This window comes from Methylophaga sp. F-2, assembly GCF_056859315.1.
Genome location: NZ_JBSXOF010000019.1, coordinates 539341 through 564084, shown reverse-complemented (window position 1 = coordinate 564084; position 24744 = coordinate 539341). Strand labels below are relative to the sequence as shown.

General features: G+C 43.7%; 23 protein-coding genes. 16 read left to right on the top strand and 7 right to left on the bottom strand.

All coding sequences use genetic code 11. The annotated features are described in order from the left end of the window. The first annotated feature begins 103 nt into the window (after positions 1-103). Positions 104-1102 (top strand): NADPH-dependent aldehyde reductase Ahr, encoded by a 999-nt coding sequence (gene ahr / locus AC13DA_RS12025; RefSeq protein WP_007145287.1) that lies wholly within the window; start codon positions 104-106, stop codon positions 1100-1102. Positions 1103-1260: 158 nt separating this feature from the next. Next, positions 1261-1812 carry a formaldehyde-activating enzyme gene (gene fae / locus AC13DA_RS12020; protein WP_284451948.1) on the top strand — a complete coding sequence of 184 codons (552 nt, stop codon included), beginning with the start codon at positions 1261-1263 and terminating at the stop codon, positions 1810-1812. A gap of 55 nt (positions 1813-1867) precedes the next feature. On the opposite strand, the gene AC13DA_RS12015 is transcribed toward fae, so the two are convergent. Both AC13DA_RS12015 and AC13DA_RS12010 read right to left on the bottom strand, forming a co-directional pair. Next, on the bottom strand, positions 1868-2110 hold the full coding sequence (locus AC13DA_RS12015) for a hypothetical protein (RefSeq protein WP_284451947.1): 243 nt from the start codon (positions 2108-2110) through the stop codon (positions 1868-1870). A 32-nt stretch (positions 2111-2142) separates the two neighbouring features. Then, positions 2143-3156, bottom strand: coding sequence for a catalase family peroxidase (locus AC13DA_RS12010; RefSeq protein WP_284451946.1), 1014 nt, complete (start codon positions 3154-3156; stop codon positions 2143-2145). A gap of 149 nt (positions 3157-3305) precedes the next feature. On the opposite strand from AC13DA_RS12010, the gene AC13DA_RS12005 reads away from it, so the two are divergent. Further along, entirely contained in the window at positions 3306-4616 is a 1311-nt protein-coding gene (locus AC13DA_RS12005) for a sensor domain-containing protein (protein WP_007145283.1), read from the top strand. A gap of 152 nt (positions 4617-4768) precedes the next feature. Further along, on the top strand, positions 4769-5731 hold the full coding sequence (locus AC13DA_RS12000; protein ID WP_284451945.1) for a hypothetical protein: 963 nt from the start codon (positions 4769-4771) through the stop codon (positions 5729-5731). Between the two features lie 49 nt (positions 5732-5780). Here AC13DA_RS12000 and AC13DA_RS11995 read toward each other — a convergent pair whose 3' ends face one another. Continuing rightward, positions 5781-6647, bottom strand: a complete 867-nt coding sequence (locus AC13DA_RS11995; RefSeq protein WP_482945954.1) for a carboxylesterase family protein — start codon at positions 6645-6647, stop codon at positions 5781-5783. A gap of 119 nt (positions 6648-6766) precedes the next feature. Between AC13DA_RS11995 and AC13DA_RS11990 the strand changes: the two genes are divergently transcribed. The 6 genes from AC13DA_RS11990 to fldB all read left to right on the top strand — a co-directional run bounded on the left by AC13DA_RS11990 (position 6767) and on the right by fldB (position 14326). Then, a complete protein-coding gene (locus AC13DA_RS11990; protein WP_273181516.1) occupies positions 6767-7057 on the top strand; it encodes a hypothetical protein in 291 nt (96 codons plus the stop codon). A gap of 67 nt (positions 7058-7124) precedes the next feature. Next, entirely contained in the window at positions 7125-8432 is a 1308-nt protein-coding gene (locus AC13DA_RS11985; RefSeq protein ID WP_273181514.1) for a TolC family protein, read from the top strand. Then, positions 8425-9357, top strand: a complete 933-nt coding sequence (locus AC13DA_RS11980; RefSeq protein WP_273181511.1) for an efflux RND transporter periplasmic adaptor subunit — start codon at positions 8425-8427, stop codon at positions 9355-9357. Before AC13DA_RS11985 ends, AC13DA_RS11980 begins: the two co-directional genes overlap by 8 nt. A 15-nt stretch (positions 9358-9372) precedes the next feature. Continuing rightward, positions 9373-12480 (top strand): efflux RND transporter permease subunit, encoded by a 3108-nt coding sequence (locus tag AC13DA_RS11975; protein ID WP_273181508.1) that lies wholly within the window; start codon positions 9373-9375, stop codon positions 12478-12480. 444 nt (positions 12481-12924) lie between these two features. Then, positions 12925-13707: a hypothetical protein gene (locus tag AC13DA_RS11970; protein WP_273181506.1), complete on the top strand. Its 783-nt coding sequence runs from the start codon at positions 12925-12927 to the stop codon at positions 13705-13707. A 103-nt stretch (positions 13708-13810) separates the two neighbouring features. Then, positions 13811-14326 carry a flavodoxin FldB gene (gene fldB, locus AC13DA_RS11965; protein ID WP_007145274.1) on the top strand — a complete coding sequence of 172 codons (516 nt, stop codon included), beginning with the start codon at positions 13811-13813 and terminating at the stop codon, positions 14324-14326. Between the two features lie 37 nt (positions 14327-14363). Here the strand turns inward: fldB and AC13DA_RS11960 are convergent, their stop codons facing one another. Continuing rightward, positions 14364-15290, bottom strand: coding sequence for a LysR family transcriptional regulator (locus AC13DA_RS11960; RefSeq protein ID WP_273181503.1), 927 nt, complete (start codon positions 15288-15290; stop codon positions 14364-14366). Between the two features lie 119 nt (positions 15291-15409). Between AC13DA_RS11960 and AC13DA_RS11955 the strand changes: the two genes are divergently transcribed. From AC13DA_RS11955 to AC13DA_RS11940, 4 genes are read left to right on the top strand one after another with little or no spacing between them, the layout of a single operon-like run. Continuing rightward, entirely contained in the window at positions 15410-16882 is a 1473-nt protein-coding gene (locus AC13DA_RS11955; RefSeq protein WP_284451943.1) for an efflux transporter outer membrane subunit, read from the top strand. Then, positions 16882-19023, top strand: a complete 2142-nt coding sequence (locus AC13DA_RS11950; protein WP_284451942.1) for an FUSC family protein — start codon at positions 16882-16884, stop codon at positions 19021-19023. The genes AC13DA_RS11955 and AC13DA_RS11950 overlap by 1 nt, the downstream gene beginning before the upstream one ends. Further along, a complete protein-coding gene (locus tag AC13DA_RS11945; RefSeq protein WP_007145270.1) occupies positions 19020-19229 on the top strand; it encodes a DUF1656 domain-containing protein in 210 nt (69 codons plus the stop codon). Before AC13DA_RS11950 ends, AC13DA_RS11945 begins: the two co-directional genes overlap by 4 nt. A gap of 1 nt (position 19230) precedes the next feature. Beyond that, positions 19231-20130 carry an efflux RND transporter periplasmic adaptor subunit gene (locus AC13DA_RS11940; protein ID WP_284451941.1) on the top strand — a complete coding sequence of 300 codons (900 nt, stop codon included), beginning with the start codon at positions 19231-19233 and terminating at the stop codon, positions 20128-20130. Between the two features lies 1 nt (position 20131). Here AC13DA_RS11940 and AC13DA_RS11935 read toward each other — a convergent pair whose 3' ends face one another. Continuing rightward, positions 20132-20407: an Lrp/AsnC family transcriptional regulator gene (locus tag AC13DA_RS11935; RefSeq protein ID WP_007145268.1), complete on the bottom strand. Its 276-nt coding sequence runs from the start codon at positions 20405-20407 to the stop codon at positions 20132-20134. Positions 20408-20440: 33 nt separating this feature from the next. Then, positions 20441-21850 carry a phospholipase D-like domain-containing protein gene (locus AC13DA_RS11930; protein ID WP_284451940.1) on the bottom strand — a complete coding sequence of 470 codons (1410 nt, stop codon included), beginning with the start codon at positions 21848-21850 and terminating at the stop codon, positions 20441-20443. Positions 21851-22080: 230 nt separating this feature from the next. Here AC13DA_RS11930 and AC13DA_RS11925 point away from each other — a divergent pair, with 230 nt between their 5' ends. Continuing rightward, complete coding sequence (locus AC13DA_RS11925) at positions 22081-23766, top strand: GAF domain-containing hybrid sensor histidine kinase/response regulator (RefSeq protein WP_007145265.1); 1686 nt, start codon at positions 22081-22083, stop codon at positions 23764-23766. On the opposite strand, the gene AC13DA_RS11920 is transcribed toward AC13DA_RS11925, so the two are convergent. Further along, positions 23767-24096, bottom strand: coding sequence for a hypothetical protein (locus AC13DA_RS11920; protein WP_284451939.1), 330 nt, complete (start codon positions 24094-24096; stop codon positions 23767-23769). It lies immediately after the preceding gene. 163 nt (positions 24097-24259) lie between these two features. Between AC13DA_RS11920 and AC13DA_RS11915 the strand changes: the two genes are divergently transcribed. Beyond that, entirely contained in the window at positions 24260-24715 is a 456-nt protein-coding gene (locus AC13DA_RS11915) for a hypothetical protein (protein WP_007145263.1), read from the top strand. Positions 24716-24744 lie beyond the last annotated feature (29 nt).

The following is a 24744-nucleotide window of genomic DNA, read 5'->3' as shown; positions in this document are numbered from 1 at the left end:
ATCTTATAGCCCACAAAATATTGCCATTATGGGATAAGTATTGCCCGATAAACTTTTAGACTATAGCGATGTTGTATTACATTTCTGATAAAAGGACCGATTGATGATCAATGCATACGCCGCTATGAGCGCGGGTGAAGCGCTCAAACCTTATACATTTGACCCCGGCAAATTGGGAGAAAATGAAGTAGAAATTACTGTGAAGTACTGTGGTATTTGTCATAGTGATATCAGCATGATTGATAATGAGTGGGGAATGTCTTCATACCCATTAGTCGCCGGCCATGAAGTGGTAGGCGTGATTAATGCTGTTGGCAGCGAAGTCACACAATTCAGCGTTGGGCAATCGGTCGGCTTAGGTTGGTATGCCGATTATTGTGAATCCTGTGAACAGTGTCATAACGGCGATGAAAACCTCTGTTCTAACTTGACCGGTACGATTGTCAGTCATCACGGTGGTTTTGCCGATAAAGTCAGAGCTAATGCTAACAGTGTGATTGCCTTACCTGAGAGTATGGATCTGGAGTCTGTTGGGCCTTTACTGTGCGGTGGCGTTACTGTCTTCAATCCACTGGTTCAATTTGGCATTAAACCGACGGATAAAGTGGCGGTTATCGGTATCGGCGGTCTTGGTCACATTGCTTTACAGTTCCTTAATGCCTGGGGCTGCGAAGTCACTGCTTTCACCAGTGAAACTAAATTACAGGAAGCCTTGGATATGGGGGCACATTTCAGCGTCGATTCTCGGGATGAGACAGCGATGTCTTTATTGCCGAGAAAGTTCGATATGATTTTATCGACGGTGAATGTGAAATTAGATTGGAATCTATATCTCAGTAAATTAAAACCCAAAGGCCGACTTCACTTTGTTGGTGCCACGCTTGAGCCATTAGATTTGAAGGTGTTTAATCTTACAGAAGCGCAGCGCAGTGTCTCTGGTTCAGATACTGGCAGCATGCAAACCAGCAGTATGATGCTCGAGTTCGCTCAGCGTCATGGTGTAAAACCAGTTATTGAACGCTATCCGTTTGAAAAAATTAATGAGGCGATCGAAAAGCTTCGTGAGGGTGATGTGCGTTATCGGATTGTGTTGGAATATTGAGTGAGTCCCACTCATTCACGGTTGTTGAAATAAGCCTGTTCAGATGTTTTTTGAGCAGGCTTATTTTTTTATGTTACCCAGGGCATAAAAAACGCTTGTGGCTTGTTCTGGCATCAGCCTAAAATGGCGCACAAATTATCATCAATGGAGTTAATAACATGTCAGAACCCGTTTGGTTTAAAACCGCCGAAGCCACTGTTTTTGCCAGTGACGATCAAGGCACAGATGCGATGCCTGAAATTTTGATTGGTAGCGTCAAAGGTCCAGCAGGTCATGCCTTTGCTAATTTAATGGGGCAAACAGAAGGCCACACGCGAATGTTTGCGATTCGTGCGACCAATCAACAAGTAAAACCAGCAACAATGATCGTGCCGAAAGTCACTATCAAATCTAGCTCATATGTCGAGTTGTTCGGTGGTCCGGTACAATCTGCAGTGGCTGATGCCGTATTGGATAGCGTAATTGAAGGCGTGATTCCAAAAGAGCATGCAGAAGAATTATGTATCGTTGCCATGATCTGGATTTCACCCGATGCGGCTGCAAATCCAGATGTGGATCGTAAAGATTTATACCGTACTAACTATGAAGCAATGAAGTTAGCGATTAAACGCGCAATGTCAGGCTCCCCAACCATTGATGAATTGATTGCTAACCGCAACAGTATCCATCATGAAATGTATGATCCTGAAACGGGCGAGTCTCAGTGGTAAGTGACCAGCGGTCATAATAAAAAGCCAGACACACGTCTGGCTTTTTTGTTTGTAGTCATTCAACCGGTAACAAGCCGGACTGGTTCCTATCCGGCAAGGTTATATGATGTTCACCACAGTGTTTAATGAGCTTTTGTTCATACAACGGTGACCATCCCGCCTGATTACAGTCATAGCAACGTTGGCAAACAGATAAATGGTAGCGGGGAATATAGTTTCCCTCATTACCTTGTCTGCCCACCCGAAATTCAGCATCACACATCTGGCAGTGTGTGATTTCTTCAAATTCTTCGGCCATCAGCTTATCCTCTGTTTTTAGAATGTATTTGCTTATTGGCCAGAAAGCCGACGGCCATAACTAATAGCGTAGGCTGAAGGACGGGCAAGTAAAATAGGGTCTTTACTGGCTTCTATCCCATCCGTTAATGCTAATGGGTTAAACATTGTTTGTTTGGCAAACTGTTCACCGTTGGGATCGATTGACTCAACGGTGAGTGTGCCCAATTTGACAAGTTGACGTGTCTCTGGCCAAACCATGGTTGGATCATTCACCTCATCGCCTTTTTCAGCGAGTTGTAACGCGAGAATGAATTCCGCTTTACTTTGTTTCAGACGTTTAGGTAATTCCTCAAATAGGTAATTATTATCGGCTGCAGCACGTTGTTCATCGGTTAAATATTCAGGGCCATTGACGGGAATAATCTGATAACGCCCATAGTTAACCTCACCTTCTTTATTAGTGAACTCAAACGCATTGACCCCATAAAAGGGTTGGGTCGCAAAGCTAACGGGGGCTGGTTTTTCTATTTCTACAAAGGTTTTAGCTGCAGGATGACTGGCAAGAAACTGTGTAATCGGTTTGGGGGCAGGCGTATCTGGACCTGATGCAGCAACGGCATTAAGTAAGCCTAAAAAATCTTCAGGCGTGGCTACTGGGAAGCGATTAACAGAGATACTGACAATATCTGTATAGCTATTATCAGCAAGCTGAAAACGTATGGCGATACCTTTTGGAAATGAGCTCGGATTGGTATCGGCAATATCAGGAATACCGGTGGTGTTAGAAAACCGGATAGTCACTGGTGTGGATGCGGATTGCAAATGTTCAGCGCTGGAGACTGATGAAGCTTCAGCGCTGGGTGTAAACTCGCCTAAAACGACAATTCCTTTAGCATGGTTCTTTCTGATGCCTGGATGTGGACCGGCAATTGTACTTAATGTATCAACCAGTTGTTCAACGACTGGTTTATCAGTGTCATCATCTGCAAGGCTTGGGGATAGAGGAAAAAAGGTGAGGGAAGATATTAAGAAAGTATGTATAAAAAAATTGGATGAGGTAGCCATGGGTGTATTCCTGTCATAAGAAAAGTGTGAAGACGCCAATAAAACTCACATTGTAAGACTACAAAAACAGAACAATAATTCTGATAAGCATAGATATCACATACTAATAAGTCATAGAATAGGGCAAAGATAACATTGGATGTATACCCGTGAACCAAAAACGTCAAGATCACAGTATCAGCTTGTTCAAGGAAAATATTTATCAGTCCATCATTGATTCAAGTTTTGATGCCATTATCTGTAAAACATTAGATGGCATTGTATTGAGCTGGAATCCAGCGGCTGAGAGGATTTTTGGTTATACCGCTGATGAAATGATCGGCGAAAGTATGCTCAAAATTTTTCCTGAAAATAAACTTCGTGAAGAGGCTGAGATACTAGAAAAGTTAAGACGTGGTGAAGTGGTTGAACATTTTCAGACGGTTAGAAAACATAAAACGGGTCGGTTGATTGATATTTCAGTCACCATTTCGCCAGTGTTTGATGCCCTGGGTACTATCGTAGCAGCATCAAAAATTGCTCGTGATATCACCGAGCAAGTTGAAGCTATTCGATTAAGCCATGAATACCGAGCTATCGTTGAATCATCTGAAGATGCCATTTACAGTGTCTCGCTCGACGGCACAATTACCAGCTGGAACAACGGTGCTGAACATATCTTTGGTTTTAGTGCGAGTGATATTCTCGGTAAGTCAATATCTTTACTTTTTGATGATGACGATCAACAGGCAGATCATATTCTCAGAAAAATTAAGCATCACGAAAGTCTTGAGCACTACAAAACCACCAGGAAAAACAGAGATGGTTTAGTGATTAATGTGTCTGAGACAGTTTCACCCTTGCAAGATCAAACAGGCACAGTTATCGGTGGTTCTATTATTGCCAGAAATATTACCCACGATATGCAAGCACAGCAGCTTATCTGGAAACAGGCTAACTACGATAATCTAACAGGCTTAGCTAATAGAGATTTATTTTTGAAATCACTCTGCCATGAAATGGAGATGGTCAAAGAGTCTATTTCCCGTGATAATTTAGTCCTGTTATTTCTCGACTTGGATAACTTTAAAGACTTTAATGATAATTATGGTCATGATTTTGGCGATGAGGTATTGCGCCATGCTGCAGATGTTTTAACCAAAACATGTCGTAATGCTGACTTGATCGCTCGCTATGCCGGTGATGAATTTATTATATTGCTGTCCGGTGAGTTTCCACAAAAAGATCTCAAACGTTTTATGGACAGATTAATCAGTAAACTCAATGTGCCATATCCAATTAATGGCATCGATTGTCGTTTATCGGTAAGTATCGGTATCGTGCAGTATCCAAATGATGCTGATGAGATTTCAGATTTATTGAAAAAAGCCGATCAGGCCATGTATGCAGCAAAAGCGGCAGGTCGTAACCAATATCAATTTTATGTTGATGATCGTTCCACTACTATGTCGCTGGATTAATTACTAAACCGCGCATCGTGTTCTGCTTTACCCTTACTGCAGCAAATCGATTCAGAGATTTCACACCGATATTTCTATTGTTGTGCTACCAAGCGCTACAGTGAAATATCTAGTGTTATAAGCCACAAATTAAACCTCACACAAGGATTTTAATGAAACAAAAACAACTTATTATTGGCGGCCTGGTTGGGCTGGCCGTTGTCTCCGGCTATTTTTACGCCGATCATGCCAAACATGAGTTTGTGAAAGAACGCATTGATAGCGAGCTAACCATGATGGATGGCACCAGTCCGGTGAAGTATGGCGCACTTCAAACCTCTTTGTTTTCAAATGCAGTGACATTAAAAAATGTCACGATAGACATGTCTGGTCTGCAAAATTTAGCGGGCAATAATGCCGCTAATGTGGTGAGTATTGAATCAGTAACAGTCGATAGTGAGGTGGGATTATCCTCACTGGAATCATCCAAATTACCTAGTCAGCTCGAAGTAACCTTAAGCGGTATAGCAACAGAAGTCGATTTCAAACTCTTAGCTGAGAATAGTGTTAAACCAGCTGAGAAGGTGGTTTATCAGACCATAAACACCTTAACAGATGGCAAACCGACGACGGATTTTTATCTGGAATATGACTATTCACCAGCAAAAGGTAATTCACTGCCATTTGTCGACATCAAGTTAAAATCCGAACTGAACAAGGTGGCAGGGATGGAAGTGAAGGCGGAAATAGAAAATATGCCGCTCGATCCTGTTGTGTTGATGTTCGGTGGCATGCAACGAGCCCTCATTCATCACTTTGAACTGGTGGTAAAAGATAAAGGTAAAACAACGGATCTGCTAATAGAGAATATGGCAAAGCAGATGAATATGAGCGAAAAACAGTTTGAAGAGCAGCTGACTGATGAGCTGAAGAAGGACATCGAATATAGCCATCAAGCTATTGAGAAAATGTTTTACAGTGCGGTTGAAGACTTTGTTGATGATCGCCATGAATTCAAGATAGCACTGACTCCAAAAACACCGATGACGATTGAAGATATTCAGAAAGTCGCTTTATTTGCAGCAGATGAAGACGAGATTGAGCGTGAATTAAATCTCAAAATCAAAGGTAAATAGATATACGTCCAATGGTAAACATCGTGGTCAAAGCTGACGGCGATGTTTACTATTTTTTATCATTAGGTCGGCTTAGATGATCAGCCACAACAGGATCCAACCCAGACATAAATTTCTCGATGCTCTTGGTATATGCATTGTCCCTGCCGATTTCTTCTAAGGTTTCATTGTGGGTCATATCCATCTTAAGCAATTCCGCTTTACTGCCAGCATCATTCACTTTATCAACAAAGCGTGCTGAATTATCACAGGCATAGGGACGCTGCAGTGAACACACAATAAGCATGGGCAGGTCATTAGCATCCACATAATTTATCGGTGACGCCTTTTGCCAGTAGCCTGCCTGTCCTCCAAACGCTTTATCGTAAAACTCAACATGCTTATGTTGCATTAGCCAGACCAAATCCAGCACCTGACTATCAATAATCAAACTACCTAACCAGCGACGAAGTGAATTTTGTTGACTAAAGGCTTGGTTGGTTGTCAGTAAAGCGAGCAAATGCGCGCCAGCGGAATGACCCAGCAAGATACATTTATCCGCATCACCACCCCATGCGCTGGCCTGTTGTTGTACTGTTTTTAATGCCAAAGCAAGATCCTGGGCCTGTGTCACTGGGTCTACTTCAGGGACTAGACGGTAATTGGCCGAAACAATAATAAATCCTTGTTTGAGCCAGCGATCGATTTTGTTTTTGATTAACCCGGTGGCACGTTTATCCCAAAACTGCCAGGCTCCACCATGAATTAAAAATAAAATGGGCGCCTTGTCAGCATTGGCAGGTAAATAGATATCCATGGTTTGAAGTGGTGAGTCACCATAAGACAGATCACGAATCATCTTGATGGAATTGTCTGCTGATAACACTGCACCGTTCATTAGTAAAAGAAAAAATCCAAGCAGGATATTTAATTTCATCATCTTATCCTTCATCACATTGTTCAGCGTTTAATTCATTAAATTTGTTTCATCTGAACCCGGCTTTCAGTTATCCTAGCAGTCATGATGAACATCAGAGTTTTTTATACAGCTTAATTATGATGATGGTGCTGCAGTCCAGCATTGTCGCTGCTGATGTGCATCATATTATTTTTGACGAACAAGATAATCATAGTCTTATCGATCCCATTGCCGACGATAGTCCGGATTCTGTGCATATCGATGCCGACCATCATCAATGTGGTCATAGCCACTGTGTACACTTTGTTGCTGTGCCACATATGGTGAACTTATCCGTGTCTTCATTCAAAGACGCTTTTTTCAGTCGCTACCAATACACACCCATATCGGGCTCCATCAGCTCGATGTATCGCCCTCCAAAAGCCTGATCCTGATTTAACACCTTAGCTCATCACGTATTCGTGATGAAAGAGTATTTATTTCAGGATTCATATAATGAAACTCATTTATACAAATGGGCAAACGCCTTTACTGCGTGTGTGCCTTTATTGTGCTTTCAGTCTGTTGATGGTGTCGTTTCAGGCCCATGCCGCAACAAATGCTACATTGACATTAGCTGAAGCAATTAAAAAAACCTTAAATCAAAATCCTTCACTTAACGTCTTTCCAATTCGTGAACAAGGCCTGCAGGCTGAGCGTGAAACAGCCCAGCTATCACCAGCCTATCGTATAGGGGCTGAACTAGAAAACGTCGCTGGTACAGGTCAGCTAAGTGGCACTAAATCAGCAGAGCTGACGGTGTCTTTATCTTCTGTACTGGAGCTTGGCGGAAAAAAACAAGCCAGGGTCAATGTGGTTGATCAACAACTGGCTCTCAGCAAGATAAAAAAACAGATTGCTTCGCTTGATTTACTGAGTACGGTCACCAAAAACTATATTCAGTTATTGATCGATAAACAGCGCATACAGCTTGCTGAAGAAGAAGTATCACTTGCTCAAGCCACGGCTGACGAAGTGAATAAACGTGTCAGGGCAGCGATTGCCCCTAAGGCCGATTATGCCCGAGCGGTGGCTGCGGTTGAGCAGGCCAGGTTAAATGTTAAGCGCGTCGAGCAACGCATGCATGCTCACAAAATGGCATTGGCTAATTTATGGGGACAGATGCAGCCAGACTTTAATCAGGTTTCCGGTTCTTTGTTTGATTACGGTAGCAGTCGCTCATTTGAGTCACTGTTTGAGATGGTCAAGAATAATCCCTCGTTGGAATTTTTTGCTGCTGAAACACGCTTAAAGGAATCGGAAATCCGGTTGGCAAAAACCCAACAACACGCTGATATTGATTGGTCTGTTGGTATTCGACGCAATGCCGATATTGATGAATCAGCCCTGGTGGCCGGCTTTTCTGTCCCGTTATTTGCAGAAAAACGTGCTGAGTCAGCGGTGAAATCAGCTCTGGCAGCAAGAAATGAAATAAGCTATCGCCAACAAGACTTTCTGCTGCGTATACATACCCAACTGTATCAGGCTTATAGCGCAAGAGAACAGGCGATTAATGCAGCCACGACCTTGCAGCAATCCATCATTCCACAACTGACCGATGCCTTAACTCAGACCAAAACAGCTTACCAGCGAGGCCTGTATAGCTATCTCGATTTCCTCACCGCAAGACAAGAGTTGCTTAATGCCAAGCGTGCTCTTATAGAGGCGTCAGCGGATGCCTTATTACTGGCGGCAGAAATTGAACAACTCACAGCAGAGCCTTTGTTAATCGAACAAAATAATGAGGGTAACAGCCATGAATAAGCGATATATAAGCCTTGCTGATTTTCTCATGTTAATCGTATTTTTTATCTTGATGCTGATCTCAGTTAAGCCTGTTTTTGCCGATGAGCATAGCCACGAACATGACGAAAATCATGAGGAGGAAGCAGCACACATCTCCGAGGATACGGCAGCATTAAACGCCATCACTACGGCTGTTGTCAGTGGCGGTGATATCAGTAAAACAATCACCTTATATGGTGATGTGACTTTGTCGCCTGAGCATACCAGCCATGTGACTGCACGCTTTGCCGGACGTATCACCCGTGTGTATGTTGAGTATGGGGATACGGTGAAAAAAGGTCAGGTATTAGCCAGTGTAGAATCCAATAGCAGCTTGCAAACCTATAATGTCACCGCACCATTGTCTGGCAGCGTAATAGCAAAACATGCCAATGCCGGTGAAGTCGTTTCTGAGCAGACGCTGTTTACCATTACTGATACGTCTACTTTATGGGCTGAGCTCAAAGTGTTTCCTTCTCAGGCGAGTCTGATTAACTCAAAGCAGACGGTTGTTTTACAGAGTGATGATATGCAAACCCGTTCTGTCATTTCCCAGCTTTTGCCCAATACCAGTGGCGAGCCATTCAGAATTGCCAGGGTGAAATTCAAAAATCCTGATGACAACTGGTTTCCGGGCTTGCTGGTCGGTGCTCAAGTCCTCATTGATAAACGTGAAGTGAATCTAAGGGTACCGCTATCCGCTTTGCAGCAATATGAAAATAAAACCGTTGTTTTCATTAAAGAAGGGGACGTTTATAAACCACTCCCAGTAGCGCTGGGGATTCAGGACAATCAGTATGCCGAAGTGCTGGAAGGTTTGAATGCGGGTCAAGAAATAGTGACTGAAAACAGTTATCTGATAAAAGCCGATCTTGAAAAAGACGGCGCTGAGCACAGTCACTAAACTCAAGGAGACGTTATGATTGCTTCAATTTTACGTTTCTCTATTGAGCGACGTGGTCTTATATTGTCATTAATTATCTTACTAATGGCAGCTGGTGCTTGGAGTTACCAGCATTTACCTATTGATGCGGTACCGGATATCACCAATGTGCAGGTACAGATTAATACCAAAGCTGAGGGGTATTCGCCGTTAGAAACCGAGCAGCGTATTACCTACCCCGTTGAGCGTGCGCTGGCGGGTATTCCTCAGTTGTCGTATACACGATCGATTTCTCGTTATGGTCTATCGCAGGTCACCGTCGTATTTAAAGAGGGGACGGATTTATATTTCGCCCGAAATCTGCTAAATAACCGTCTGGCTAGTATCAAAAGTGAACTGCCTGATGGCTTGGAGCCCGAAATGGGGCCGATTGCCTCCGGATTGGGTGAGATTTTTGTTTATACCGTTTCTGCTCAACCAAAAGCCCGACAAGCCAATGGTCAACCCTATGATATGACGGCGTTACGTGAAATACAGGACTGGATTATTCAGCCCCGGTTAACGCGTGTACCAGGGATTACCGAGGTCAATACGATAGGCGGCTATGCTAAGCAATACCATATCCAACCTGATCCACAAAAAATGCTGGAGTTTGGTATCAGCTTTGGCGACATCCATCACGCATTAAAAGCAAACAATAGTAATCGTGGTGCCGGTTATATCGAGCGTTATGGACAGCAATTACTGGTGCGTTCTCCAGGACAGTTACAAACCATCGATGATATCGAGCAGGTCGTGGTGAAGCAGATGTCAGGCACGCCAATCAAGATTATGGATATTGCTGATGTAGCAATCGGTAAAACGCTAAGAACCGGCGCTGCTACCCAGAATGGTCAGGAAACGGTGATGGGCACGGCGATGATGCTGATAGGGGAGAACTCACGTGAGGTCGCCAAACGGGTTGCTGCTGAGTTAAACCAGATTCAGTTGACGCTACCTGACGGCGTTATTGCCGAAGCGGTATATGACAGAACTACACTAGTCGATAAAGCGATTGCCACCGTTCAGAAAAATTTATTGGAAGGCGCATTATTGGTCATTGTGGTGTTGTTTTTATTACTGGGTAACATTCGCGCTGCATTTATCACTGCCGCCGTGATTCCACTTGCCATGTTGGCAACCATAACTGGCATGGTTCAGGCTGGTATTTCTGCCAACCTGATGAGTCTGGGCGCACTGGATTTTGGCCTGATTGTCGATGGTGCAGTGATTATTGTGGAAAACAGTGTGCGGCGTTTATCACTGGCTCAGTCTGGTCGTGATGCAGTTTTACCATTAAATGAACGGCTGACGGTTGTGTTTGATGCGACCAATGAAGTAATTCGACCCAGCTTATTTGGCATGTTGATTATCACACTGGTTTACATCCCTTTATTCACTTTGACTGGGGTGGAAGGCAAGATGTTTGAACCCATGGCAGCGACAGTCGTACTGGCTTTGCTGGCAGCAATGATGATGTCTCTGACCATTGTGCCTGCCGCTGTGGCTGTGTTTATGAAAGGCAAAGTCAAAGAAAGTGAAAGTCTGATTATTTCTGCCAGCAAATCGATTTACCGGCCGCTGTTGATATGGAGTCTGAAGTTACGTTGGTTGGTGATAGTTGCTGCGTTTGTGTTGGTGGCCTGTTCACTCATGTTGGCATCAAAAATGGGTACAGAGTTTATTCCTCAGCTCAATGAAGGCGATATTGCCTTACATGCCTTACGTACCACCGGTACCAGTCTGCAGCAATCGATAGACATGCAGGAAGTACTGGAACAACGGCTGAAACAGTTTCCACAGGTGGATAAGGTCTACGCCAAAATCGGTACGCCTGAAGTAGCGACCGACCCTATGCCACCGAATGTGGCTGATACCTTTCTAATATTAAAGCCAAGAAAAGACTGGCCTAATCCGGCATTGCCAAAGTCAGCGCTTATAAAGCAAATCGAGACAGCTGTGAAGGACTTGCCTGGCAATAACTATGAATTCACCCAACCCATTGAGATGCGTTTTAACGAGTTGATCTCAGGTGTCAGGGCGGATGTGGCCATAAAAGTGTTTGGTGATGATCTGGAACAGCTTAAACAATCAGCACAATCGATTTTAACTATTATCAAAGAGATACCAGGCCAAGCGGATGCCAGACTGGAACAAGTCAGTGGTTTACCGATGGTCTCAGTAGAACCCAAACGCTTGGCGCTATCGCGTTATGGCCTCAGTGTGGATGACTTGCAGACTATGCTGTCCACAGCGATTGGTGGTCAGGATGCGGGGTTAATCTATGAAGGTGATCGACGCTTTAAACTGGTTATTCGATTAGCTGATGAACGCCGACAGGATATGGCGGCACTCTCTGAGTTACCCGTGTCTTTGCCTTCTGGTAGTTATGTGCCGTTATCGGAGATAGCAACCATTAAACTTGTTGATGTGCCAAGCCAAATCTCGCGTGAAAATGCGAAACGTCGTGTTGTGGTCACAGCCAATGTCAGAGATCGTGATCTGGGGTCTTTTGTGCAGGAAGCTCAGCAAAAACTTGGTCAGCAACTGACATTACCTGATGGTTATTGGCTGGAGTTTGGTGGTACCTTTGAACAGCTAGCCTCAGCCAGTCAACGGCTGGCTATCGTAGTACCTGTCACCTTATTTGGCATTTTATTGTTATTGGTGACCATGCTGGGTTCTGTTAAGGATGCCGCTATTATCTTCACCGGAGTACCGTTGGCCTTAACCGGTGGCATTGTGGCTTTATTGTTAAGGGGTATGCCTCTATCGATTTCAGCGGCTGTCGGTTTTATTGCCCTGTCCGGTATTGCGGTATTAAATGGTTTGGTGATGTTGTCATTTATTCGTGATCATTGGCACCAAAACGGCGATCTCTATAAAGCGATTGTGGAGGGGGGGATGTTACGATTGCGTCCGGTCATGATGACTGCTTTAGTTGCTAGTCTTGGTTTTGTTCCTATGGCACTGAATACGGGTACCGGTGCAGAGATACAACGACCATTAGCAACGGTAGTGATAGGCGGTATTGTGTCATCCACCTTACTTACCCTAATCGTGTTACCGGCTTTATATCTGCTGGTACATCATCGTAAAAACTAGATAAAAATAAAATCAGGGTTGTGATGGCAGCCCTGATGTTTATTGTGGGTAAAAGTACCGACTTTACAAAGCCAACGATCCTACTGTGTTACATAGCCACTGTGCGGTTAGCCATACTTATGTGGTACAGAGTCTACATTGTGTGCATATATGATTAGCTAGCCTGAGCCGAACAGAACGTGTGGTGGCGATGAGAATACGTGTGTTTTATTCAGCATACGTGGCACAGAAGGGCCAAAGTATGGAAATCTCGATGATGAGCACAATATCATGGCTGTCTTCACCATGAGTGAATTTGAAGGTTTGTATCAGGCACAATAATCCGCTTCATCACTGTAACGTTTTATGCCTATAACAGGGTTATGATACAAGGGATATTGTGTTTAACAATAAATTGCTTTATATCGTCAGCCCAGTCTTATAGATCCCATAGAGGAAAAGAATATGAAAACCTTCATCCCGTATTTTGCAGCTATATTGTTTAGCTGTTCTGCATTGGCAGATGATGTCGATATGGCCGGCTTACAGCTTGGCATGACGCTTGATGATGCAAAAAGTGCTCTGCTCAATTACGGTGTCAATGCCAGTGCGATTGAAGAAGAAAAGCAGTATTACACCTACAGTGATGGCGTGAAGACATATAAAACGCCAAGTTTTATTCATAGCTTATCTGCCAATATTGAGGAAACCGAGCAAGGTCAGCGTCGTGCAGATAGCTTTAAGTTGATATTTACGCCCTTACCAAAAGCAGGTCGTTTAGTTGCCATTTATCGTGTCTCTGAAAACCATGTTGATCCCGTTACGGTCGCTGATTATCGTCAATCACTTATTGAGCAATATGGTCAGCCCTTTGATAATGCCGGACCACTGGACTGGATTTTTCCGCAGGGCAAACTCAATTGTTTGGGCGCATCCAGTTCACAAATCACCCCACCACGGACATTGAATGCAGACACCATTATGGGACTGGTATTCAACAAAGAGGGTAGCCGTTATCAAGTGAATGATTTCAGAAACCCTGAAGTAAAAAGTCTGGATGAGTGTGCAAGCTGGATGAGCTTTCAATTTGGCACAATCGATGATCAACCCGCTACCAATATCACAGCAACGATGGTTGATGTGCCAGGTTGGGTTGAGGCGTATGAGGCTGCTATGGAGTGGGTAGGCGAGTTAAAGCAGGAAGCGCTTGATAAACGTAATGCGGGAAAAACAAGTCCACAATTATAGGCCTTGTGAAGCATTCACCTTGCCAGTGTGACATTGTCAGTTGAATTATTAAATAATAATGAATATCATTTGCATATGTTAATTAAATGCAAATAGGTGAGTAATGATTGCAGTTATTTATGGTTCAACCACAGGTAATACCTCAGACGCAGCAGTAAAAATAGCCAAAATCCTGGGTGAAGATCAGGTTGAGCTATTTGATGTAAAAGATGTCGGACTGGCGGCGCTGGAGTTTTTTGACAATATCATCTTTGCTATCCCGACCTGGGATTATGGTGAGGTGCAGGCAGACTGGCAGGATGTCTGGGACGAGATTGATGAAGTCGACTTCTCCAGTAAAACCGTGGCCTTTCTCGGAATGGGTGATCAATTTGCCTACGCCGAGTGGTTTCAGGACGCAATGGGTATGTTGCACGATAAAGTGCTGGCTAGAGGGGCTAAAGTTATTGGTCACTGGCCTGTGGAGGGGTATGAGTTTGATGCCTCAAAAGCCTTGACGGCTGATAAGCAGTTTTTTGTTGGCTTAGCTTTGGATGAAGACTGTCAGCCAGAACTGACGGAAAGTCGACTCAATCAGTGGTGTCAGCAACTGAAATCGAGCTTATTGAAAGCAGCATAAATTTGAGTGAGGACGGTTTCAAACTGGAGCCGTCTTTTCATTCTGTCAGACGTTCAGAATCCCTGGCGAGCTCATCGGGCAAGTGAAGACTTAAAAAATCGACCCAACTACTGGTTTTTGCATCCAGATAAGCCCGCGATGGGTAGAGAGCATAGACATTAAATAACGTGCCTCGATAGTCAGGTAATACCCGTATCAATGAACCTGATGCCAACTCATCAACGACACTGAATATAGGAATCATCCCTATTCCCATACCATGCATAATCGCTTGTTTGACGGTGCTGCCTACATTGACTTGAAAGGGCGAATTTTTAATATCAACGCTGGCGTCGCCAATGGCTGAGGTTAGTTCCCAGTAATCTAATGGCAGCACGCTAGAAGCCATTTTTATACCCTGATGTTGCTCTAAGTCAGCCGGGTTTGTAGGCATGCCGTGCTCGGCTAAATACGCTGGGGAGGCACACAATATGCTGTAGGTCTGACCAATCACTTTTGCTATCAGGCTGGAGTCAGGCAGTTGTGGCGCCATGATGATCGAGACATCAATACCTTCCTCAATCAACTCAGGAATACGGTTTGCCAGTGTGATATCAAAGGAAACAGCCGGATAAAGCTCTCTATAGGCGCTAACGGCTCTAACAAGATATTTGTTTGCCAATGCTGGCATTGCATGAAGTCTAAGTCGTCCAACCGGATTCATCTGAGCATCCCGTGCTTCCGCTTCAGCTTCTTCCACATTCGCTAATATCTGTTCACATCGCAGTAGGTAGCGTTGGCCGGCTTCAGTTAATGCGATTCGACGCGTAGTTCTGTGTAATAAACGAGTGCTAAGGTGCTGTTCTAAGGCCGATATAGCACGTGACACATTAGCTGAGCTGGTTTCCAATCTTTCTGCTGCCTTAGTAAAACTGCCGCTTTCATTTACCTGTAAAAAGATTTTCATTGATTCAATGGTATCCATTTATCACCTATTGTTACGAATTTTGTAACAATTATTAACATTAAATACTGTTTATTGGTAGTTTGATAAGAAATAAAATAGCCAACCATTTGTCATTTAAAGCGTATTTTGAGTCGATAGTGAAAACGTTATTTCTTCTTTTTCCTTACACGATGTTGCTACTTTTGTCTGCTTGCATCAGCTCTGAGGGTATTGTGCCGCAGAGTGATGTGCCGGTAGATAACACCTTCCAATTAAGCGAACATGTGCAAGAAATACAAGAAGATGCGGCGTGGCCGACAGATCAGTGGTGGCAATGTTTTCAGGATGAACAACTTAATCAGTTAATGCAGCTTGCCGTCAGCCAAAGCCCATCGGTGCAGGAATCACAGGCAAGGATTCGGCTGGCTACGTCATTAGCGGCACAGACCGATGCTGCTTTATCGCCAACAATGGATGCTGAAGCTCAAATTAACCGTAAACGTTGGCCGACGGATTATTTCTACGGCCCGGGCGAGTTGGGCGGTACCACCAGTTGGAATAATACAGGCTTACTCAGCCTCCACTATGATCCTGATATTTGGAATAAAAACTCACTGCAAAGTGAAGTGGCATTAAGTGAGATTAAAAAGCAAACAGCAAAAAGCCAGATAGCGAAGCTGAATATCGAATCCGCATTAATGTCTTCATATATTCAACTGTCACTGAATCACGATGAGCTGGAACTGGCTCAGCAGGCTGTGAACACCTATCAAGAGAAGCTTGATGTGATAAAAGCACAGCTGAAAATGGGCTTGAATACGGAAGTTGCGGTACATCAGGCTGAAACGCAGCTTGCTGACACTGAGGCAAAACTTGAAGCAGTTAAGGATCATATTGTGATAGCCAAACATGCAATTGCGGCTTTATTAGGTAAAGGTCCAGCGTTTGCTGACAGTCTAAAACCACCACACTTAAAGAGAACAGACGAGGTGTCTTTACCCAGTCATATACCAGCTGAATTACTTGGGCATAGGCCGGATGTGGTGGCAAGCCGCTGGTTAGTGTTCAGTGCAAATAAACATATTGATATTGCTCATACTGCTTTTTATCCGAATATTAATCTTTCCGCTGCTATCGGTTTCATGGCTGTTAACGGAAGCGTATTAAGTGTTTTTAGTCACGACAAACTGACCTACGATGCAGGACCAGCCATCTCTCTGCCGATTTTTGATGCAGGCAGAATTAGAGGTGAGTTATCTGAAGCAACGGCCAGTTATGATATGACAGTGGCCCTGTACAAAAAAACCTTAACTGAGGCGATGCAGCAAATTGCAGATAGCGCCGTCTCATTGAAAAGTTCGCTGACACAATCAGCAACACTGGCCTCTGCTATTAAGGCATCACATCAGGCATATCTACATGCAAATGACGCCTATGAAGTGGGGCTGACGGATTATTTACCCGTACTGGATGCCAGACTGGCCTGGTTACAGCAACAGCTTTTTTCTCAACAAATAAATGCACAGGTGCTGCAATATCGGGCTGACCTCATTATTGCATTAGGCGGAGGGCTGACCACAGAGGATGATGGTCCAAAACAAGCTGCACTTCGGTATCAGGAAAAACCTTAATGGCTTCCAGCAGCGTGTTGACGCTAAAACAGGCAACAAAACAGTGGTTAAATGAAGATGGACTGACCTGGAATTTTATTATTCAGGGTCTGGTCGCTTTATTTCTGACTTTATGGCTTGCCATGCGACTGGAGTTACCACAACCTGCCGTGGCCTGTATCACGGTGGTTATTGTCATGCAGCCACAGAGCGGGCAGGTGCTGGTCAAGGGATTATTTCGCTTTCTAGGCACTTTGATTGGTTGTGTAGTGATGCTCATTCTGGTTGCATTAGTCGCTCAGGAGCGTGTGTTGTTTCTGTTAGCTGTAGCTGTGTGGATTGGTCTTTGTGCTGCTGGGGCAATGGCATTTCGGGATTATCGTTCCTATGCTTTTGTGCTGGCGGGCTATACAGCCACATTGATTGGTATTCCGGCCATACAAAGCCCTGATATGGCCTTTATGTTAGCCGTATGGCGAGTACTGGAAATTAGCCTTGGTATATTCATTGCCACGGTGATCAGTGCCACCCTATTTCCACAAACATCGGGTCAGGCAATTCAAAAAGCGGTCAGCCAGCGTTTTGGTGACTTTGCTGATTTTATGGTTACCAGTCTGGAAAACCCCGATCAGCAGGCAGTGTATGAAAACAAAATGATGCTGTTTGCAACGCAGTCTGTAGGTTTGGAAAATCTTAGGTATGTCAGTAGTATAGAAGATTATTCTACCAAGTTACGTAAACAACGGTTGGCGCGTTTAAACCAGGAGTTTATGCAGTTAACGACCCGTTATGCGGGCTTGCATATGCTTTTGAATCGTATCAGACAGGATGCACCAACGTCGGTAATGGTGGCTATTGAACGCTGTTTAAAGACGATCAAACAGACATTGCTGCCTGTTCGTCATGCCACGTTGACGTCGCAACAGGCTGCTGATCTGGCAAATGAAATTTTTTCCCGTCAAGCACAACTGAGACAGAAAATTCGTGAAGAGCGACAGTTTCTTCCTGGTCATATCAGTGAAGCAGATCAGCGGGATTTTGACACGGCCTGTGAGTTAATTTTTCGTTTGTTTGATGAAATGCGATTGTATTGTGAAACACAGTCCACGCTGGCGGCTGATCAACATCATTACGAACGACAGCGTGTGACATTCAGTACAAAAATGAACCCTGTTGGTGCACTGATAACTGGATTAAGAACCAGTCTTATCGTTTTGTTATTTGGCACATTTTGGATTGAAACTGCCTGGCCAAGTGGTAGTACATTCGCGATGGTCGCCATTGCGATTTCTGCCATTGTGACCACAACACCAAACCCGGCCAGATCAGCCAAACAGATCACCCTGGGAACCATATTGGCAGCGCTGAGTGGCACACTTATTAATTTGCTTCTGCTACCGCATTTAGATGGTTTTGCTTTGTTGTGTTTTGCTCTTGCTGTTCCCTTGATAGTGGGACTTTATCTTTCCACTAAACCAAAATATACCGGTTATGGCATGGGCCTGCTTATCTTCTTTTGTTTAGGTGCTATTCCGCTCAACCAAGCGGTTTACGATACAGCGGCGACCTTAAATAACTATATTGCCTTGATACTGGCTCAGAGTATGGTGGCTGTGATTTTGACCGTTATTATTCCTGCTGATAATCGTTTCGTCTGGCAACGACTGAATAAGGAAATGCGTCATCAAATAATGGCTTTATTCAACCGTCAGCGTTCTCAACGTCGCCATCAATTTGAGAGCCAGACACGGGACTTATTAAGTCAGTCCTATGGCTTTGCCGGTGACTCACCACAACAATATAAAACATTATTAAAAACCTGCTTCTCAGTGCAGATAGTCGGCCATGCATTGATGGAGATCGATGATGTTGAACAACGACTTTCATCATCAGGTGGGCTGAATGACGATTGGAAATGGTATAAACAGGGATTAAATAAAGCGTTGATAACGGTGTTTGAAAGACCTACTGCTAATCACAGGATAAGTGCTTTAGGGCATCTGGAGAAAATGATGGCCTGGTTGCAGCCATATACCTCAGACATTGTGCATTTTGATGAATCTATTCCTAAACAGATATTGAGCTATCTGCACTTTATTAGAAACGTCTTGCTTGATAACTACCTGTTTGCTGAGCCTTTACCTGCTGGAGTGAAGTCATGATGGATGTGATGCGTGAGTGGAGTATCTCTGGTGTGATCTTTCCTGCCATCACTGGCCTGTTTGTTTTGAGTTTAATGCTGATGTGGTTATTGGATATGCTGTTTGCCCGTTTAGGTGTCTACCGTTATGTCTGGCATCCGGCACTGTTTAAACTGAGTGTGTTTGTCTGTTTATTTTGTTTCACTGCTTTTATGGTCTATCAATAGCATGAAGAAGTTTATAAGTTATCTTGTCACCTTATGTTTTTTTCTGGCCGCCAGTTTTCTGGCCTACAGCTTATGGCAGAAGTATATGCATTCACCCTGGACACGTGACGGGCGTGTGCGTGCCGAGATTATTAATGTCGCACCAGACGTGTCAGGTATCGTTACTGAAGTGGCTGTCAAAGATAATCAGGAAGTGAAAAAAGGGGATTTGCTGATGGCAGTAGATGCGGAGCGTTATGCCTTAGCTGTCAAAAATGCAGAAGCAGTGGTTGCAAACAAAAAAACACTTCTGGAAATGTATCAGGCCCAGGCCAAACGCCGTCAGGCCATGGATAAACGCACGGTTTCCCGTGAAAGTAAGATTGATGCGGATCACCAATCCTCGGCAGCACTAGCCGATTACCATTCGGCAGTGGCGAAGTTAAATGCGGCTAAACTGGATTTGGAAAGAACGAAAGTTTATGCAAAAACAGATGGTTATATAACAAACTTAAATGTCTACGTAGGTGATTATGCCCACACAGGACAGGCGATGATGGCATTAATCGACAAACATTCTTTCTGGGTATACGGCTATTTTGAAGAGACAAAACTGGCTTTACTCAAAGTGAATGATCCCGTCGATATTGAACTGATGAATGGGGTAATACTCAGTGGTCATGTTGAGAGTATTGCCAGAGGCATTTATGACAGTGACAATCCGGAGAGTCGTGATCTGGTAGCGGATGTGAATCCCACTTTCAACTGGGTTCGTCTGGAGCAACGTATACCGGTGCGTATCGCTTTAGATGATGTTCCCGAACAGACGCTGCTGGCTGCGGGTATGACTTGTACGGTGATCGTGAAAAATAATAAAGCTGACACTGAGCCTGCCGTCACAGGTTCAATGTCAGCGAAGTAACCTAGAGTCCGATTGAAAACATTGAGTCGAGATCATGTTTGCTATAAACGCGAAAAGCCAACATGGTCTCAGTTTTCGTAATCGCTTCGATATCGACAATTTTGTTGGTGACTAAGGTGGCCAGTTCATCATTATCCTTAACCCGGGCAATGGCGACCAGGTCGTAATTGCCGCTGACAGAATACACTTCACTGATACCATCCACATCCGCCAGTGTTTCAGCAACTTGGGTAATTTTCGTACGTTCAGTTTGAATTAAAATAAATGAGGTAATCATTGGGTTCTCCAGACGGTTGCACTAGGTTATCGTTTACAAATAAGGGGATAACAAGCTCATAAATGAGTCGCGTAGTCTAACAGGCACGCTACGGTTTGCCAGATCTTGATCACTGACCGCTTCACTTTTCGCAATGATGTTATCAAAGTGTTGGCTTAATTCTTTATTTAAGGTGTGCGAGAAAATCTCAATGCCTAATTCGTAGTTTAGCCGCAGACTGCGAGGATCCAGATTAGCCGAGCCCACCAGAGAATAGTGGTCATCGACACATAGCAGTTTGCTATGACAGAACGGCGCCGGTTGATAAAAGACCTCTACATTCCACAACAATAGCTCAGTCAGCATATTTCGGTTAGCCCAGTGAATATAGATGAGATTATTTTTTGCAGGCAACACGATGCGAACCCGAACACCACGCATCGATGCTGATTGTAATGATGCGATGATTTCGCGGCTGGGGATAAAGTAGGGCGTCATAATATCCACGGTGTTTTTTGCCGCTGAAATTACGCTCTGAATCGTTAACGATAAGGCATCCATCGCTTCATCAGGATCTTCCGGAATCACGCGACAGTGGTAGCTGTTTGGCTGAGGATCCGGTGTCGGGAACAGGCAATCCATTTTTGTTTCACTGGCAATTAACCAGTCATCATAAAAAATACGAATTAAATCTTTTACAACGGGACCTTTAAAACTAAAGTGAATATCGGTGATACGTCTGGGTTGCAGCGCCAGTTGACGATGATCATCACTAATATTCATGCCACCGGCAAACGCGATAGTGTTGTCAATAATCATCAGTTTGCGGTGATTACGCATATTGATATAGATATTGGGGGGCAGAAGACGAGGGGGTGTGAATTTCGCGACTTCTATGCCCAACGCTTTTAAACGCTTTGACGGTTTTTGCCAGGAATACCACTCTCCAATGCCATCAATGATCACTTTGACTTCAACACCACGTTTGACGGCAGCAGAAAGTGCGTCAATAAATTCGGTACCTGTTTTATCGGTTTTGAGAATATAGGTGGTTAACAGAATACGTTGTTGAGCTGAGTTGATGGCCTCAATCATAACAGGGTAGGCTTTATCACCATTATGAAAAATGCTGACATCATTACCGGCACTGAGCTTTGTACCGGTGATTCTTTCGCCAATGCTATCCAGTCCGTAGCCGTTAATATGTCGTATTGAACGTTTGGCATAACCTGACTCAAACGGAATTTTGAATAAACGACGCTTGATACTGGTGGCACGGCTGCGAACCCGGTTCACACCAAAGAAAAAATAAGCGATGGGACCACCATAGGGAATAAACAAGCAAGACATTATCCAGCCAAGTGCGGCTCGGCTGTCACGTTTGTAAAGCAAAATATGAAAAACACTATAAGCCGCTGGACCTGCATGCAATAGAACTAACAATAAAATGTAAACGATATCCATGTTGACAACCCAATGATGACAAACGTCATAGTAACGGAGTCTCACTAAGAAAACGATTCACTTCACTGAAAAACGGCCTATGCTGATGACAGAATGTGAATCAGCACATCAGCCGGTTTTTTTGCCTAAAGATTCTGCTATGATGGCTCTATATCAGTTTTTCTACCCGATTGATTTTACTATAGTAATTTAGTGTCAAAGCGGGAGGTAACTAGGCGGGGGCGCAGACAATGGAAGCACCGAAAATACCTGGCGATGAACGAGAACGTTTAGACGCTTTATTTTCTCTTGAGCTTCTGGATTCAGAACCTGAAGCAGTTTTTGATAATCTCACTCGATTGGTCGCCGATGTTTTTGACATCCCAATCGTGGCGATTTCTCTAATTGATGAATCTCGCCAGTGGTTTAAATCGATACAAGGTCTGGATGTTTGCGAAACGGGACGTGACATCTCTTTTTGTGGCCATGCCATTTATCATAAAACCCCATTGGTCGTTGAAAATACAGATGCAGATGAACGGTTCAGGGACAATCCTCTGGTCACAGGTCCACCACACATTGTTTTCTATGCTGGGGTTCCACTGCGATACAGATTTAATAATCACCAATATCTGCTGGGCACCCTATGTATCATTGATCACAAAGTCAGGACATTAAGTGAACAAGAATTAAAGCGCCTGCAGATGTTTGCCTATCAGGTGGAGTCGCTTATTGAACTTCGTTTGTCCAGTCAGCGACTAGAGCAGGCCAGCAAAGCCAAATCAGCTTTTATGGCGAATATGACACATGAGTTACGCAGTCCCATAGCCGGTGTGATTGGTATGCTGGATATATTAACCCACAGTGAGCTTACGGCAACTCAGCAACGGCACATTGAATTAGCCAGTAAAAGTGCCGACTTGTTGCTCAATATCATCAATGACATTCTTGATTTTTCCAAACTTGAAGCTAAAAAAGTCCACATTCGTGATGACATATTTAATCTGACAAAGCTATTTGAAGATGTGTTTGAAACCTTTAGTTTACGCAGCACAAAAACGGATAAAAACTATCATCTGTCGCTGGACTGGAACAAGGATTTAGTGGTCGAAGGTGATGCTACCCGCCTAGAACAGATCCTACGCAATCTATTAAGCAATGCAGATAAATTTACCCAGCATGGTCATATTCAGGTCATGGCCAGTCTTGTTGAGCAATCTGATAATGATATGACGCTATCCTGCCAGGTGATTGATAGTGGTATTGGTATTAATGCCAATCAGATAAATCGTCTGTTTGAACCCTTTGAACAAATTGACAATAGTTCATCAAAAAGCTTTGGCGGTACTGGGCTGGGCTTGGTGATCTCTAAAAAACTGTGTGAATTAATGGGTGGCAATATCACTGTTAAAAGTGAGCCGGGTAAAGGCTCTTGTTTTTGTTTCACTATCAAACTAAAACGGCTGAAAGAGACAGCGTCGACATTAACAAAAACAGAAGTTCACCAACAAGCATCATTCACTGAATCTGAGCTAGATGGAGCCCATGTTTTGATTGTAGATGACGACATTACTAACCGATCTGTACTGGAATTTTTCCTGACTCGGTTAAATGTGCAATTCACTTCAGCTGAAAATGGTGTTCAAGCAAGTCAATTACTCACTCAACTTGACGCTTATAATCCAGTACAGTTGATTTTGATGGACTGTCAAATGCCTGTGATGGACGGCTATACCACTAGTAAACAAATCCGAGAAGGTAAGTTGGGTAAGCACTGTCAGGATATACCAATCATTGCTTTAACGGCTAATGCCATGAAAGGGGACGATGAAAAATGTTTGCGAGCAGGTATGACTGATTACATGACAAAGCCTATTAAGCTCGATCAATTATTAGAAAAAATGGTGTATTGGTCTACACGCAAACATCCCCATTAGTTAAATTAATGGTTCAGTGCCTTGCTGGCGTTTTACACAGGCCTGAAACAGCTCCTCATGCACTTTATCGACAGAGGTTTCAACAGGGTAGATATAGACGCGTCTTCCTATCGCTAAAAGATCATCACGTCCTTGTGTATCTTTATAAATCAACTTGATTTTATTCTCAAATGTGGACCAGTCATCGCCCTCAGTTTGTCTGATTTTTTGTATTTCATAGGCTGTTCCAGCCTGGTAAGCACAACTGGTGATTGTATTTCGTTCAAGGTCATCCGCTGTGGCTAGTGATGAGGTCAGGCATAACATTATCAGGCAATAAACGTATTTCATCTGAGTTATCCCCTAAATGATTATTCACATAGTGAGTTATTGATTCTAATAGAAAATGAGAGAAACCGGCTGTTTTTCGTGACTGAAAAAATACGATCAAGGTTTGTCAGAGACAGCTTTTATGTGATAACAAGGAAGTGTGTTTTGACTCGGAGCAATTAGCATGAGTAGAGAAACAGAAAAAAGCATGATTGTTCTCGCCCGGCATCGCCTGAAATGGTTAAAAGTCGCGTTAGCCGGAAGGAATGCCGATTTAAATCTTGTTCAAAATACATTTCACCAATTAACAGGGTTAACCAGCCTGCGATTTGTTCAGGATAACGGGCTCAGTGATGAAACGATAAGAGAGTTGGCCATCATTGATAACCTGGCGACGCTGAATGTGCAACAGCAACATCCTGAAGTACTGGACAAGCTCTCCAAAGAAGCCCAGGAATTATCGAAATACTTAGATATGCCTGCACGCGACTTACTGGATTTATTGTTTAAACAAGGAGCTCGTTTTCATAATCAGGATGCCATTTCGGTTGCATTACATCGCGGTTTGATTAGTGATATCCATCATGAAGCGGAAGCCTATGCACGCTTGCAAGCCAGAGAGTGCCGAAGCGAAAAGTAAATCGCTATAATCAATGATTGACAAGCAAA